The following is a 14,920-nucleotide window of genomic DNA, read 5'->3' as shown; positions in this document are numbered from 1 at the left end:
CAAGACGAGGAAATGAAAATATCATGGAAGCTAATAAGATTAATTAAGGTTTAGCCCAAAAAATATCATGATTTTGGGCTAATTTTTATGAAGTTTTCTTAACATTCAACATTTCTGCTTGGTAGGGACATGGCATTGCCATGTCCCTAAAGATGTATCGCACCCAACCCTTGAATTGCTGTATTTCTATTAATCCCTAACTCATTACTCCTCATTTTTTTGCAATACCCGCAACATTTGGTTGCCACCTTTTTGAAATTCATAAGGTACTTGTTTTATTTCCAAGTTGTAGCCTTGTGCTTCTAATTCTTTCATAACTGGCACAAGCATTGGTGACGCTTCTCCAGAAAGATGCAAAAGGGGAAAAATTCGCACTTCTTTGGCAACGCGGCAAAGTTCGATAATTGAGTTGATGTGAAAGTCTTGTGAGAGAAAATCAGAATAGGTAAATAAGAAATGACCGCACAAGGCTAAATCAAATTGATTGGACTTGAAGGGCAAAACAGGTAATTCAGCGGTTATGTATCGCTTTTGTTGAATTCCTAAGGGCAAGTCTTCGAGAAATTGCTGCATGGCTAACATCCGAATTTTCCCCATTTGTTCTGGTGACTGGATATTCTGCCAAACGTATCTGTCGAGGTTGGCTTGAACGCCGTCTATAACTTGTTGGTAGGTTTCTTGGATACGCTGTTGAATTTCACTGGCGGTAAACTGATAGACAGGATCGCAAGATATAACTTTGTACCCTTGGCGTGTCATCTCAATATTAAAGCTGGCAGGGCCACCAGCACAATCAAGAATTGTCCTTTGGAGGTCGTCAGGAGTTAGGTGAAACATCCCACTATATTCTTTTAATGAACGTCCCCAAGGAATGACACTTTCAAGCTTTAATCCCATATGTTTTTTTAGCGCGATTTTGTTTATGAACTACCCAATATTTTCCTTGACTCGTTAAAAGCCAAAGACTGGGAATGCTCCCCTTCAAGGTAGAGTCTCGACCTTCACAACTGGAGGTTCTGCCAAGTTCTCGTTAAGAGTCAGAGACTCTTAACGAGAGAAAGTTAGGTTTAAGCGGCTTGGGAGGTTCAAGACGCATTGACGGCGTTAGACTTTCTGCAACAAAACTTGATTTAATTTGCCGCTGCGGTAGCCTTCTAAATCGAGGGTGACGTAGATAAAGCCGAATTCCTGAAAGGCGGAAACTAGAGTTGGTAAATCGGTGGTTAAGACAAATTCTTTGATTTGCTCTGGTGATAACTCAATTTTGGCCGTATCGCCATCGGAACGGACTCGGAGATTAGATAAACCTAGCTTACGCAGATAAATTTCGGCTCTTCCGACTCGTTGCAGTTTGCTGACGGTGATTTCTTCGCCGTAGGGGAAGCGGGAACTCAGACAGGGTTGAGCGGGCTTATCCCACCAGGAAAGTCCTAATTGTTTGGAGATTTGACGTACTTCGGCTTTGCTTATTGTGAGTTCTGCTAAGGGCGATCGCGCTCCTCGTTCTTTCGCCGCCTGAATTCCTGGTCTATAGTCTCCTAAATCGTCGGCGTTGACACCATCCACGACGTAGGGATAACCGAGTTCAAGGGCTAACGGTTTCAGGGTGTCGTGCAGTTCGCTTTTGCAGAAATAGCAGCGATTGACAGGATTCGAGGTGTAGTTGGGGTTGTCCATTTCGTGAGTTTGCACGACTTTATGGGCAATTCCAATTGCTGCTGCTTGGATACGAGCATCTTCTAGTTCTTCTGGAAGAAGAGAAGGAGAAACGGCGGTTACGGCTAAGGCGCGATCGCCTAAAACGTCATGTGAAATCTTGGCAACTAAGGTGCTATCGACGCCTCCGGAATAGGCAATCAGAGCCATTTCCATTTCTGCAAATAAGGTTTTCAGTTGCTCAAGTTTTTGATCAATCATGGTTAGTTAAAAAAAATTGAACCGCTCCAGGCAAGAAAGTACGCAGAGGAAGAGCAGGCTGCATGAGAGTTACTTTTTTACGGTAGCGAATTTTGGGCGGTTTTTGATGAATCTAGGGGCTGTATTGGCAGGTGTAATGTAAAGCAGGAGCCGCTTAAGAGTTTTGACTTTACTGTAATCTCGCCACCGTGTAATAATGCCAGTTTGCGGCATAGAGCCAAACCTAAACCGGTTCCTTCATATTGGCGATTCAGTCCGCTATCTAGCTGCTGAAACGCTTCAAAGAGGATAGTTTGCTGGGCTTCGCTAATGCCAATACCAGTGTCAATCACTGAAAATAAGATGGTGTCTGCGGTTTTTTCTACGTTGAGCGTTACTAAACCAGCTTCTGTAAATTTCACTGCATTAGACAGCAGGTTTACCAAAATCTGTTCCAAGCGGTGGTGATCAGCTATGCAAGTTGTAATATTTGGCGCAATATATACTAATATTTGTAACCCTTTTTTTTGCGCCCGTTCGCGCACAAGTTTAACAGCATCCAGACATATTTCTTCTACTACCAGTGTTTCTAAAGTTAATTCTTCTTGACCCGCTTCAATTTTAGATAAATCCAGAACGTCATTAATCAGTTCTAATAAATGATTGCCAGATGAACTAATAGCAGTGAGGTATTCTTGCTGTTTTTGGTTGAGTCTCCCAAAAACTTGATCTAATAGCAGGCGCGAAAACCCTAAGATGCAGGTTAAGGGTGTTCGCAGTTCGTGGCTCATGGTGGCGATAAATTCGCTTTTGGTACGATTGGCAATTTTTGAGAGTTGTTTTTCTTGCTCTAGTTCTTGGGTACGCTCTCTAACTAGCTGTTCTAGGCGTTTGTAGGTTTGAGCATTGTAGAGTGCGATCGCAGTCTGGTCAGCAATTCTTTCTAATAGGTAAATTTGGTTGGCTTCAGCGTTTATACACTTCACATCTGTCTTATCCAAAGAGCTATTAAACAAATTTAAGGGTATTTCTTGCTTTGATTGCTGGAGTAATTTTAGTATTTGCATACTCATTGCTTCCAGGGAATTATCTAATAATACTGCATCATATATTTGCTCCTGCAATAATTTCTGACAAGCCGCAGGAGTTGCGGCAATATCGTAACTAAAAGCGACTGCTACTTTGTTCAGCCTTTTAATAATCAGCTCTACATCCAAGCTTGATTCTGACACTATCAGTAGGCGGAGGTTAGCTGGTTGTGGTGCTAGTGGCGGCTGCGACATTACCAAGAGAGAGGTTTGAAATAAAACTAAAAATTAAAGAGTGGTTTTATACTCTCGCTATCGCGCCTTAACTAACTGTACACCTGTAGTTAAAATTCACGCCTTGAAAAAATCAGGATAGCGATCGCCAAAACTAATACAGTGTATAGCAAGCCATACACAGCATTGCTTAAAAGTGTTATTGAGTCAGGCAAAATTCCATAAACTGCCAGATTTTTTAGGTCTAGTCTGGATAAGTCTGGTAATACTAGATATAGGGCTTGAGTTAGGCGTTCAATATCGGCATTGCGGCTCAAGTTCCCTAGTGCTAACAAATCCCGGCTGGAATGCCCCATTAAATAAACCCCAAAAGTTAGCAAAGTAGCTAGCAAGGAGCTAGTAAAAACACCTAACATCAACGCAATACCAGTTAATAAGCATAACTTAAAAAATAGGTATAGCGCGGCAATCAGAATGCTAACTACTGGGTACGAAATCTGAGCCAAACTCAAAAAAAATAGATAAATTCCTGTCATTAGTGCCACTAAGACACCCAGCACTGCTGATAGTCCTAGTTGTTTGCCAATAATAAATTCAGCGCGACTAATTGGCTTAGGAATTAACACCAAGACTGTGCGCTTATCAATTTCTTTGTTTATCAGCCCTGTGCCAACAAATACAGCGACGATTGAACCCAGTACATCAATTGCTGCCAGACCTACATCTAAAAGCATTTTATCTTCTGTTGTTGCCGCAACTTCTGGTAGCAATCGCCAGGCTGCTGCCATAATAAGAGCATACAAAACGATGAGATAAAGGACGCGATCGCGTATTACTTCCCGAAACGCATTGGTAGCGATCGCTAAAGTTCTCTTCAAGCTTCCAATCATTTCTTTAAACACATTGCTATGCCTTGGTTTTGCTGTACTTAAATTCATTGTTATTCTGAATTAATACTTATTTACTACAACGATTTATTATATTTTATTACCCTTGACTTCTGGCTGCTTGATTCTGCTTTAAGGTACTGGCTGGTTGACAGCTGACTTGAGCGACCGGAGTTGCTTGTCCTTTAGTTTCAGTTTCGTTGGATGTCGCCTCAGAATTAGTATCTGCTTGCTCGTAGGTTTGAGTAATCTGACAAGGCTTGTTTATGTAATATACTTCAGGTTGCGATCGCGGCCCTTGCCAAATTGCCAGTAATTGTAAGTTATAGCCTGAGTTAATTGACGATATTTTAGACGTATATTGCCACCATAAATCTTCCTCAACAATAGGAAGTCCTTTGATCGCTTCCTGTTTAAGGGCATCTATGCGCGGTTGTGGTTGCAGCAGCCATCGTTCCACTTCTGACCAAGGTTTATTATCCAACTCTCGCTTTAAAAGTGGTTCCATAAAGTCTAAAACTATGGCACCTCTGGGAGCTATCGGCTCTGTAGATTCCATTCTAAACATAAAAGCACTTTGGCTAAAGTCATCGGACATTAAGGTGGGATATTCAATCAACCAATTTTGAGCTACAAAATAAAATTGAATCCAGCAGCTGATCAGTATATTGCTGGCAAGCAAAATTAAGTCTCTTTGACGAATTGCTGGTTTAGGCAATGTTAATTTCATGCCTTGATCGAGAAAATCTGGGCCAATAGCAATCAGTGCCGATAATGTAGGCCAGATTATCAAGCCCGCCTCTTGTTCTTCCGGCGTTCGATTGCCAAATACGAAAGTACAGATTAAGGCACCCGTAATCCAAGGACTCAAATACAGATTGCCAATTTTTATTTTGTTTTCTGTGCTAGCCCAGCTTGTCCCAGCAATTAAAAATATCCATCCCCAAAAACTAATAAAATCTCGCGCTTCATCGGTTGTCAAAAGAGACATTATCCAAGAAAATGTACTTAGATAAATTAGTGTTTTCCAAGAATAAGCGCGAGAAGGTATGAAAGGCTCGATTAGCGACTGCAAAAATTTAAAAAAGTCTTTTATGTCTACTACGATCCAAAACATTGCTAATTTCCTTGCGCTAAAAAATTAACATCAATCATTTTTTTAGGTCGGAAAATGCCTTAAACCCTAAAAAATTATATAATTTCCGAACGAATCAAAAATATAATAACTAAAATAACGCCATAACTACAGAAAGTTGCTTGAAACATTATATTTGCTAGATTCGGACGTTCTTGGGTTTCAACGTTACGAGCGGTAATAGTTTTTAACTTCCTTTCTTGGGGTTCAGATGTGGTTGGTTTAGGTGGCTCGATTAAAAATTGAATTAATTGTAAAAAGTTTAATTTTAAGAGATAATTAGACAGGAAAACAATAAATATTGTTAAAATTAGCTGCGTTGTATATGTTGAAGATTGGTTAATTGTAAAAAATGTATCAAAAAAAATGTAACTAATTACCTGCGCTCTCAGTTCCACTGGCAGCAAAGGCAAAACATAAAAGAAAATCCACCATCCAACAATACTTGAGAGTAAGTTAATCAACATAGCATAGTCGGCACTGGTTTGGCGACCGAGGTTAAGATTTCTATGTAGAATGAATGATTCTATAGCGATCGCTACCAGTAAAAAGAGAAATTGAAATAAAATCGTAGGCAGGGGGAAAACATTTGAACCCATAAGACTGTCTCCCTAACTTCTAGTTAACAAAGTTGCAAAGAGTGGAAATCGTTTTTTGTTTGTTGTGTTGGTTGCACTGACACAGGGGAAGAAAAGCACCACCAACGGACTACTTATTCCTAGTGTAGATTTATACGGCGTTCGATACACAACAGCTTAACTCCTGTAACGTCTTGTGCCTTGCTCCTTTTCAATTTAAACTTCTAATCTGCTATCGTTATCAATTTGTGGCAGCTGAGATTTCATGAGAATTATGAACAGAACGGGGATTGGCATTCGCACGGCGCAAGCACGTTCTGAGCGTATTGTTGGGCAGATTCATGTTTACGATGGAGCCGGGAAGGGGAAATCGCAAGCGGCGCTGGGTGTCGTTTTGCGTTCAATTGGGCTAGGTATTAATACAGATTTGGCAACGCGAGTGCTGCTGCTGCGGTTTCTCAAAGGGCCGGGACGCGCCTATGATGAAGATGGCGCGATCGCAGCTTTACAGCAAGGTTTCCCGCACCTGATTGACCAGGTTCGCACAGGACGAGCAGAATTTTTTACCAAGGAGGAAATTACGCGCTTTGACAGACAGGAGGCGGAACGCGGCTGGGATGTGGCAAAAGGCGCTCTAGCATCTGACCTATATTCTGTCCTGGTTCTAGACGAACTGAACCCGGTTCTAGACTTAGGTTTGCTGAGTGTTGATGAAGTCGTGCAAACTCTCAAGCATAAACCCCAAGAGTTAGAAATCATTGTCACAGGTAGAGCCGCGCCGCAACAACTGCTGGATATTGCTGATTTGCACTCGGAAATGAAGCCTCACAAACACTCCGCATCTGAGGAAAATTCGATTTCGGGAATTGAAATCTACACGGGTGCTGGGAAAGGAAAGTCTACCAGTGCGCTAGGCAAAGCGTTGCAGGGGATTGGACGCGGGATTAGTCAGGATACTTCGCACCGAGTCCTGATTATGCAGTGGCTCAAGGGTGGTACTGGCTATACTGAGGATGCCGCGATCGCTGCTTTGCAACAATCATATCCGAACCTGGTAGATCATCAGCGCTGCGGGCGGGATGCAATTGTCTGGCGGGGACAACAGCAAGAGCTAGACTATGTGGAAGCAGAACGAGGCTGGGACATTGCCCGGACTGCGATCGCGTCTGGTTTGTACAAGACTATCATCCTCGACGAACTCAATCCCACAGTTGACTTAGAATTACTGCCGCAACAGCCGATAGTAGAAGCTTTGTTACGCAAACCCCGCGACACAGAAGTTATCATCACCGGGCGTTGTTTGAATACACCAGCTTATTTTGATCTGGCCAGCGTCCACTCGGAAATGATTTGCCACAAGCATTATGCTGACAGAGGCGTTGACTTAAAGCGAGGAGTAGATTTTTAGGCTTTCAGTTAAGTTAAACTGCCTTCACATCTTTGTAAGACATCTTGCCTGTCATCTTCATGCAAACTTGCCTTTGCTGCCAAACTTGCTGTAGTTGTTCTGGTAGTGGTAAACAGGTAGTGATATTTAATGCTCAAAGCCTTGTACAGTAGGGGGTAAAAGTGGATTTATCACTACTTCTATACCACTACCGTTGTTCTAAACCTTCTTCAGTGTACCGCTTGGCTTCTTTTTGAATAGCTGACCAAAGGACTGCCAGTGCTTCTAAGTTAGGACAACAGCGCAGCAAGCCGCAGCAAGCGGTTATCCACTGTTCTAAGGTGCGATAGCTGACAAAGTAGCCGCCTCTACCTTCAATATGTACCCAGAGGACGTGTTGCCACTTTTGCCAATTTAGGATGCGTCTGGAGTCAATGTTGAGGTGTTTGGCAAGTTGTCTCAGGGTGATGACAGTTTGCGGGTTGATGCGGCTACGAAGCAGGGACATGGCAATTTTGCGGTTCAGACGCACCGGTTCCTATTAGTTACCATCTATCTTACAGTAATCGTATCCAAAAGGAAACATTTACTATACCGTGAACCTCTGAGACGATCAAAGTTATGGGAAAAGCAGGCAAAGCACTTAGAAAGGTATTGGATACCCATAACATCAGCCAAAATCGTCTGGCAATGACAATGGGGATTCGGCGATCAAATGTAAGCCGCTGGGTGAGTGAAGTGAGAGATCCCGTGGCTGAGACGATGCTTGAGATTTGGAAGGCGCTTCAGAAGATCGATCTGGTCGCTGCGGAGGAGTTTATCAGGCTGTATTTGGATGACTCTGCTGAGGATGAGGCGCAGTCTTAATCTTAACTTCACCTAGATACACTCGCTTCCCAGTTCCTGGTTCCAATTAATCTAATTCAATTTTTTCAATAATAGGACTTACCCACTGGAAGGAAATCAATTTCCTGGCCCAAAGCCTAAGTCAGTTTCAACTGACTAAAAAACCTCAAACAAACCCATTTCAATGGGTTTAAGCTTTGATCCGGAACTTTAGTTCACGGCAACTGCATAAGTCCTGAATAAATTTGAGGAAACAGAATTTCTAAGGCTACCGTCCTAATAATTACCGGATATAGGTAAACGCGAGCGGAATTTATCAGTTAAATAGTTGGGGATTGTTCAAATTCACAGAAATTGTTGAATAACTAAACAGTCCTTGAAAAAAGCACGATTTTTTGCCGTTTGTGTAAGCCCTATATAGTCTTTCAAAAAAATCCATGAAAAACATTGTTTCTCGATATTCTCTATTGTTTGTCCTAGGAGTTGTAGCCTTCGTGCCACTAGGCGACATACTCTCTCCAGGTAGCAGTCAAGCAGTTCCTAGCGTTGCTCCAGAAGTTTCCTTGAAGCAGCTTTCCCCATCAGTCAGCCAAAAGCAAGTTCCATCTAAACGCCGTGCAAGTACACAGCGGTACACTAATTCTACCTATGGTGTTACTTTTAGCTACCCCAGCAATTGGCAACCTACCCAGGGCTATGAAAACCGAGAACGCTTCAGCGGTGCTGATGGATTTTTCCACGTAACGGGGCTGTTGACACCGCCGCCGTCAACTATACAGGATGTTTGTAATAATGAAGCACGGAATCATAGACTAATTCCCTATGGTACTCGTCCCCAGGTGCAGCAGTTGCAAATCCAGGGTCGCCCAGCGTGTTTAATTTTGCCTTCGGCTGACCAAGACAAGGCACTGGAAAGAATGGCAACGCTCATTGTCCGCTATCCGAATTCGATTCGCCTGAACGGGACAGACGACAGTTACTTTATGTTGCATTCCAACAAGGAAAACATTCGCCAGATTATTAGCAGACTAAGATTTACAATGCCAAGGCGATAGTACAGCCGTAAAAAGCTGATTTCAGTGAGTGTGTTTATTTAGATAGCAGTTACAAAATTTATTCGATTTAAGTGGTAAGTACCTGTGCAGAATAAATTACATAAGCTGGCCTTGCTACATAAGGCTTTCAATAGCATTTAATGTGTAATTTATTTTGCATATCCACTTATACTTGTCTAGCAAAAAGAATGCGATCGCATTTTTGTTGTGGAGTGAGGGAGAATGCGATCGCGCTTTAACTTCAGTTAATTAACCAGAGTTGCACTTTCGCTCAAAACAAACTCAGCGTGTGAGGACAGAGGCGGAGATTCCGACGCTGCAATTTCTTTAAGAACCTGATAGACAACATCCCGATTTTTGGAGTTAGTTGAATGCAAAATCTCTTTATATAAAGCACAAGACGAATCATCATTTAGAATTCCGTAATGAAGAGTTTTTGTCCACTCTGGCGCACGGACAATTAGCTCAGGAATAACATCAATAAGTGCTTGAAACTGTTCCTTTGCATCAAAAGACTCCAGAAAATGGATTAGGCCATACATGACCTCGTGATGCTCGCACTTATCGTCTAAAACTAGATGCAATTCTGGCAAATATTCATTTTTCGGATGCTTGGCAAGTTGAGCCATAGCTTCATCAAAAGCTACGACCTCGGCACGCGATCGCATAAATCTATTAGCTTTCATAATTTCAATAAAGTTATTATCGCTCATCTTCTATTCCTCACTTTGTTAAAAGTACCTACCCAAGTTAATTTATTTTGCTTGATGACTTGCTGTAAGCTACGCCGAATATCAGGCGTATAAAGTCCTTGTTGGCGATAAATCGATCGTACATCCCACACTTCACGAGCAAGAGCCTGCCTTGAAGAAAGGCTCAAGTCGGGAGACGATCCATAAGATAAAGTCTGGCGATGACGACCACCCGCTCCCGGATACGGCTGCTCCATCCATATCGAAATCCCCTTATTTCTGGTATAACCAGACACTTTTGCTTTCATAAACGCATCGGACGGAATGTGATGCGCTGTGAGGTTATCATCTCTACGTCTCGCCTTGTTTAATTCACCATAAGTTGCAACAGTACCCTCACCAGGAACCAGTTTAGCCATCTGACCAGTTACTTTTTCTGCATCACCAACAGTATCACTAATGTTTTTAGTGATGCGATCGCGTTTTTGTTGTGAAGTGGGAGAGAATGCGATCGCGCGGTTTATTTTGGCAATTTTGCTCTAATTGTGTCACAAAATTCTATAAAATTTCCGAAGGTAGCCAATTGGTGTGGCTAAGTTTTAATTCTTTTCTTTAATTCATTCAAATAGTATGCCTCTAACACCTCACCAGGCTTGTTTTTGTTATAAGTGATATTTTTCTCATCAAATAATGCTTTTAAATAAGCACCATGAAACTGAGCGTGAGTATTAAACCCGTTATATTTGCCCATCAATTCAGGGTCATCGACTGAAACATCATAATAGCGGCTATAGTTTAACAAAGGTTGGTTTTGAGGATTTCTTGAGTAAATTTTCCGATTACCCAGAAACCACGTTTCTAGACATCTGTTTTGAACGATAATAAAAAGCTTTGTATTTCTGAGTTCAAAATTCTCCGTTATTATAAAATCACAAATTTCATTTTTTGTATCTGTAACAGTATTTTCTTCCGCATCAAGGCATACCACAAAATAGTTATACTTTCCACTTAAGTTTATTTCCTCAATTGAGTTAGAAATATGATTAAGAAGTGAAGGATAGCCTTCACCACTTATAAGGTAATAGTTTTTTTCATTTACCAGATCGTAGGTATCGACTCGTTGTAGTTCGGGTAAAAGATGCCTTAACCAAGCTGGATAAACTTTTTTTTCAGTTCTTTTACCTTCCACAAGAAAATACAGATTCATTCGACTGCTATTCCTTCGCTGTAAGCTTCAAGATTTAGTAGTTGAATAAAAGCTTGATGTCTAGATTTCCCCAAATTAAAATTCTTAGCATCTTTTACCGTTACTACACCGCCTCTGCGAGTTACTATTTTCCAGTGTTCCATCCCAATATTATTAATAATGTAAGGGTGATGGCTGGTTATGATAAATTGCAGATTTCTGTTTTGTGCTAGTAAGTCTTCTGTTAAAACATCAATACAGTTAACACCTAAACTATTTTCAAATTCGTCGATGAGAATCACACTTCCTTCAGGCGCTAAGTATAATTCGCTAATCTGCATCAATGTTTTAAACATTCCTGAAGAAATTTCACCTTGAACAATCCATTGATCAATTCCTCTTTCTTTAATGCTAATAAAAAAAAAATCACTAAAAAAGTTATTAAAATCTATTGGTATATTTTGTTTTTTATTGAAGCCTAATTTAATCTCTTCCACCTGTAAAAAAAATCTCTCCAAAACGCTGTTTTATTTTATAAAATATTTCAGGGAAATATTTATATACTAATGCCAGCTTGATTGGAGTCTCCAAATTACTTTTTTGTATATCTTCTAAAGAAGAATTTTCGTAAAATTTTATTAAGGATGCAGGAATACCATAAAATTCATTGTTTGAACTAAATTTAATAATTTTATCAAATCCCTCCTTTACAGGCGCAACATCTTCTTCTTCACTTAATATTTCAACTAAACTTTGAAAAGGCGATAGTTTCGGTGTCTTCTGTTTTTTAAACTCTATTTTATCTTGATTCCTTTTGACAATTTCTTCCCCACCTTTGTACAAATATTCATTTATAATCCGAAATTTAGGTTCTTCATCCTCTCCATTAAGAATCTCTCCAGCCAATCCTTTGCTTTCAAATTCCCCTTTCCATCGAAATTCAACCCGCTCAAGGGTTTCAAATGTAATATCCCATTGCACACCATTCAAAGATTCACCATTAGCTATTCTCTTTAAATTTAAGATAGACTTAATAATTTGAGTTTTCCCAACTCCTGATACACCAACAAGTAAAGTGAGGTTAGAAAAGCTATTAGTAAAATCAACTGGATTTAAGCGCCAGTCTAAGGCTTTGTTATAATATTCTATTGTTTTAATTTTCATAATTAATCTCCCCTTCAGTCACATAAATTACAACGATTTGCTGAACTAGCTAAGATACTGAAGGCATAGCTGTTAAACACTTACAACCTAAATGCTTACATATATTAGCAGAATATTTGTAAAATTCTATTGAATGCTTTACATAACACTGAATATATGCTGTCAGAAATTACGCAAGTATCATAGCGATCGCGTCCCTCCATCCTCCTGCCGCAAAAACGAGTCACAATAGTTAACAGGCTCGCCCAGAGCATTCTAAAATCAAAGATTGCCTCTATCAGTTCCTTACTATGTCCTCAGATGAACTCCGCGCAGCGCGGTTAGAGAAAGTCGAACAACTCAAGCAGCAAGGGCTGAATCCCTATGCTTACAAGTGGGAAACTACCCACCAAGCCGCCGAATTGCAGGAAAAATACGCAGATTTGTCTAGCGGTGAAGAAGTTGAGGTGGAAGTATCAATCGCCGGACGCATCATGGCGCGGCGCGTGTTCGGAAAACTTGCCTTCTTTGCCTTGCAAGATGAAACTGGCACAATTCAGCTGTACCTGGAGAAGAAAAGAATCGAAGAAGGTATGGCTGATGTCCCGGATGCCTTTAACAATTTAAAGCAGCTAACCGATGCGGGGGATATTCTGGGAGCTAAGGGGACAATTAAACGCACGGAAAAGGGCGAATTATCTGTCTACGTTAAGGAGTACGCGATACTTACTAAGTCGCTATTGCCTTTACCGGATAAGTGGCATGGACTTACGGATGTGGAGAAGCGGTATCGTCAGCGCTATGTGGATTTGATCGTAAATCCGGAGGTGCGGGAAACTTTCCGCCGTCGCGCTAAGATTACGGCTGGGATTCGTCGGTATTTGGATGAGTTGGGTTTCATTGAAATTGAAACGCCAGTGTTACAGAGTGAAGCTGGCGGTGCTGATGCGCGTCCTTTCATCACGTATCACAATACGCTGGATATGGAGTTGTATCTGCGGATTGCCACAGAACTCCATTTGAAGCGGTTAATTGTGGGTGGGTTTGAGAAGGTGTTTGAATTGGGGCGGATTTTTCGGAATGAGGGGGTTTCGACTCGCCACAATCCGGAATTTACGACGATTGAGGTTTACCAAGCCTACGCCGATTATCACGACATGATGGCGCTGACGGAGGGGATTATTACCACCGTGGCCCAAGAGGTGCTGAATACGCTGGAAATTACCTACCAGGGTGAGGCGATTGACTTGACTCCACCTTGGCGTAGGGTGACAATGCACGACTTGGTTCAGGAAAAGACAGGGTTAGATTTTAACTCTTTTCAATCTCTGGAGGAGGCAAAAGCAGCAGCTACTCAGGCGGGGATTGAGAATGTGCAAGAATGCGAATCTATTGGGAAACTTCTCAACGAAGCTTTTGAGCAAAAGTGCGAAGCTAATTTGATTCAGCCGACATTTGTGCTAGATTTTCCTGTAGAAATTTCGCCCCTAGCTAAGCCGCATCGCTCTAAGCCTGGTTTGGTGGAACGGTTTGAGTTGTTTATCGTAGGACGAGAGACGGCGAATAGTTTCTCGGAGTTGACAGACCCAATCGATCAGCGGGAACGTTTGGAGGCGCAAGCGGCGCGGAAGGCGGCGGGAGATTTGGAAGCGCAAGGCGTGGATGAGGATTTCCTGACGGCGTTGGAGTATGGAATGCCGCCTACGGGTGGTTTAGGGATTGGAATTGACCGCTTGGTGATGGTGCTGACGGATTGTGCGAGTATTCGGGATGCGATCGCATTCCCTCTCCTGAAGTCGAACAGCAGCTTTATTAAAGCCTTTGACTATCACTCAGAAACTAAAACACTCCGCCTCGAATTCGACAATGGAAGTATCTACAACTATCACGATGTACCTGATAGCGTCTATCAAGCTTTAAAGAGCGCACCGTCAATTGGTCAATACTACAACTCCTTTATTAAGGAAAAATACGGCTTTGACCATGTGAAGTGAGCCACAAGCCCTGTCACCCCGCCCTAAGAACGGGGTGGGGTGACGAAAAATTATGGATAATGGAATGTCAAAATAATTAGTTCGACACTTCCGCCATTTCAATCACGCGACCTTCAAGATCCTTCACCAAGAAATTCAGTGGCTTGTCGCGGCGAATTTTGTGCTTGACACCGCGAATTTGTACTCGCAGCAGCACCATCTCTAAACAGTCGTGGTCAAAACATACGTGGCGTTGCTGATTTTTTCTGCCCAAACTTGCGCCAGAGATGATGTGTAGCTGAGTATTCTTTTTCAGCTGATACCACAAACCATCGTTACCGCTAAACTTTTGGGTAGCGGTGCCTCCCAAAGTCGGTGAGAGGTAAAGAGGATCGATGGCGGTAGCGCCCAGGGTTTGCTCGTAGTTGTAGTAATAGTGCAGTGGCACTTCTGCTACGGGCAAATCTAGCAAGCCTTCGTACAACTCTCGCGCCATATCTAAGTCGGACACCATGATGGTGTGGACTTTCGGGGCGCTAGTGAGGAACATCCACATGGCACCCGCGTAGGCTACCAATAGCATTACCATAATGCCTTGTGTGGACAAAAGACCGTCTAGAGGCAATTCCGGAAAGAAAGACCCTAAATAAAAGATGTTCAGCACAGAAGGAATAATACTAACCGCTAGAATCATGAACTTACGAGGCGCTTGCCAACCCAATGAGAGTTCACAAAATTGCTGTTACTGTTCTGCACAGTGTAAATTTTTGAGAACTCAGAGGATACTCTTTTAGGGTAGCTTATTGTATCAAAATTTCAATCCCTATTAGGGATTTAGACCGCTGTCCGGGCAAAATTATACTTGAATTTAGGTATAAGG

Annotated in this window: 17 protein-coding genes; 4 read left to right on the top strand and 13 right to left on the bottom strand. The window is 41.9% G+C overall.

All coding sequences use genetic code 11. From position 1 onward, the window contains the following. Positions 1-204: 204 nt before the first annotated feature. The 6 genes from H6F63_RS11195 to fraC form a co-directional block, all read right to left on the bottom strand. Positions 205-897: an SAM-dependent methyltransferase gene (locus tag H6F63_RS11195; protein ID WP_190637346.1), complete on the bottom strand. Its 693-nt coding sequence runs from the start codon at positions 895-897 to the stop codon at positions 205-207. Between the two features lie 207 nt (positions 898-1,104). Further along, the gene (larE, locus tag H6F63_RS11190) at positions 1,105-1,917 is read right to left on the bottom strand and encodes an ATP-dependent sacrificial sulfur transferase LarE (protein ID WP_190637344.1); all 813 of its coding nucleotides are present in this window, start codon (positions 1,915-1,917) and stop codon (positions 1,105-1,107) included. Between the two features lie 77 nt (positions 1,918-1,994). Beyond that, on the bottom strand, positions 1,995-3,179 hold the full coding sequence (locus tag H6F63_RS11185) for an ATP-binding protein (RefSeq protein ID WP_190637343.1): 1,185 nt from the start codon (positions 3,177-3,179) through the stop codon (positions 1,995-1,997). 89 nt (positions 3,180-3,268) lie between these two features. Further along, entirely contained in the window at positions 3,269-4,048 is a 780-nt protein-coding gene (locus H6F63_RS11180) for an ABC transporter permease (RefSeq protein ID WP_190637356.1), read from the bottom strand. 97 nt (positions 4,049-4,145) lie between these two features. Next, positions 4,146-5,162 carry a DUF5357 family protein gene (locus tag H6F63_RS11175; protein WP_190637341.1) on the bottom strand — a complete coding sequence of 339 codons (1,017 nt, stop codon included), beginning with the start codon at positions 5,160-5,162 and terminating at the stop codon, positions 4,146-4,148. A gap of 74 nt (positions 5,163-5,236) precedes the next feature. Beyond that, positions 5,237-5,779, bottom strand: a complete 543-nt coding sequence (gene fraC / locus H6F63_RS11170; RefSeq protein WP_190637338.1) for a filament integrity protein FraC — start codon at positions 5,777-5,779, stop codon at positions 5,237-5,239. 253 nt (positions 5,780-6,032) lie between these two features. Between fraC and H6F63_RS11165 the strand changes: the two genes are divergently transcribed. Further along, positions 6,033-7,166 carry a cob(I)yrinic acid a,c-diamide adenosyltransferase gene (locus H6F63_RS11165; protein WP_190435404.1) on the top strand — a complete coding sequence of 378 codons (1,134 nt, stop codon included), beginning with the start codon at positions 6,033-6,035 and terminating at the stop codon, positions 7,164-7,166. 187 nt (positions 7,167-7,353) lie between these two features. Here the strand turns inward: H6F63_RS11165 and H6F63_RS11160 are convergent, their stop codons facing one another. Then, positions 7,354-7,653 (bottom strand): hypothetical protein, encoded by a 300-nt coding sequence (locus tag H6F63_RS11160; protein WP_190637336.1) that lies wholly within the window; start codon positions 7,651-7,653, stop codon positions 7,354-7,356. Between the two features lie 113 nt (positions 7,654-7,766). Between H6F63_RS11160 and H6F63_RS11155 the strand changes: the two genes are divergently transcribed. Both H6F63_RS11155 and H6F63_RS11150 read left to right on the top strand, forming a co-directional pair. Then, positions 7,767-8,012 (top strand): helix-turn-helix transcriptional regulator, encoded by a 246-nt coding sequence (locus tag H6F63_RS11155; protein WP_190419191.1) that lies wholly within the window; start codon positions 7,767-7,769, stop codon positions 8,010-8,012. 416 nt (positions 8,013-8,428) lie between these two features. Then, positions 8,429-9,046, top strand: coding sequence for a hypothetical protein (locus H6F63_RS11150; protein ID WP_190637334.1), 618 nt, complete (start codon positions 8,429-8,431; stop codon positions 9,044-9,046). A gap of 245 nt (positions 9,047-9,291) precedes the next feature. Here the strand turns inward: H6F63_RS11150 and H6F63_RS11145 are convergent, their stop codons facing one another. The 5 genes from H6F63_RS11145 to H6F63_RS29355 form a co-directional block, all read right to left on the bottom strand. Next, positions 9,292-9,759 (bottom strand): Imm30 family immunity protein, encoded by a 468-nt coding sequence (locus H6F63_RS11145; protein ID WP_190637333.1) that lies wholly within the window; start codon positions 9,757-9,759, stop codon positions 9,292-9,294. Next, the gene (locus H6F63_RS11140) at positions 9,756-10,157 is read right to left on the bottom strand and encodes a hypothetical protein (protein ID WP_199297952.1); all 402 of its coding nucleotides are present in this window, start codon (positions 10,155-10,157) and stop codon (positions 9,756-9,758) included. The genes H6F63_RS11145 and H6F63_RS11140 overlap by 4 nt, the downstream gene beginning before the upstream one ends. 173 nt (positions 10,158-10,330) lie before the next feature. Beyond that, positions 10,331-10,945, bottom strand: a complete 615-nt coding sequence (locus tag H6F63_RS11135) for a hypothetical protein (RefSeq protein ID WP_199297951.1) — start codon at positions 10,943-10,945, stop codon at positions 10,331-10,333. After that, positions 10,942-11,421 carry an AAA family ATPase gene (locus tag H6F63_RS29360; RefSeq protein ID WP_199297950.1) on the bottom strand — a complete coding sequence of 160 codons (480 nt, stop codon included), beginning with the start codon at positions 11,419-11,421 and terminating at the stop codon, positions 10,942-10,944. The genes H6F63_RS11135 and H6F63_RS29360 overlap by 4 nt, the downstream gene beginning before the upstream one ends. After that, positions 11,408-12,088 (bottom strand): hypothetical protein, encoded by a 681-nt coding sequence (locus H6F63_RS29355; protein WP_199297949.1) that lies wholly within the window; start codon positions 12,086-12,088, stop codon positions 11,408-11,410. The genes H6F63_RS29360 and H6F63_RS29355 overlap by 14 nt, the downstream gene beginning before the upstream one ends. 290 nt (positions 12,089-12,378) lie before the next feature. Here H6F63_RS29355 and lysS point away from each other — a divergent pair, with 290 nt between their 5' ends. Continuing rightward, complete coding sequence (lysS, locus tag H6F63_RS11125) at positions 12,379-14,061, top strand: lysine--tRNA ligase (protein WP_190637331.1); 1,683 nt, start codon at positions 12,379-12,381, stop codon at positions 14,059-14,061. A gap of 76 nt (positions 14,062-14,137) precedes the next feature. Here the strand turns inward: lysS and H6F63_RS11120 are convergent, their stop codons facing one another. Beyond that, positions 14,138-14,734 (bottom strand): glyoxalase-like domain protein, encoded by a 597-nt coding sequence (locus tag H6F63_RS11120; protein WP_190419180.1) that lies wholly within the window; start codon positions 14,732-14,734, stop codon positions 14,138-14,140. Positions 14,735-14,920: the final 186 nt, after the last annotated feature.

The sequence above is a fragment of the Trichocoleus sp. FACHB-40 genome (assembly GCF_014695915.1).
GTDB classification, from domain to species: Bacteria; Cyanobacteriota; Cyanobacteriia; order Cyanobacteriales; family FACHB-T130; genus Funiculus; species Funiculus sociatus.
The sequence above is the reverse complement of the archived record's forward strand: the minus strand, read 5'-3'. Positions and strand labels throughout refer to the sequence as shown.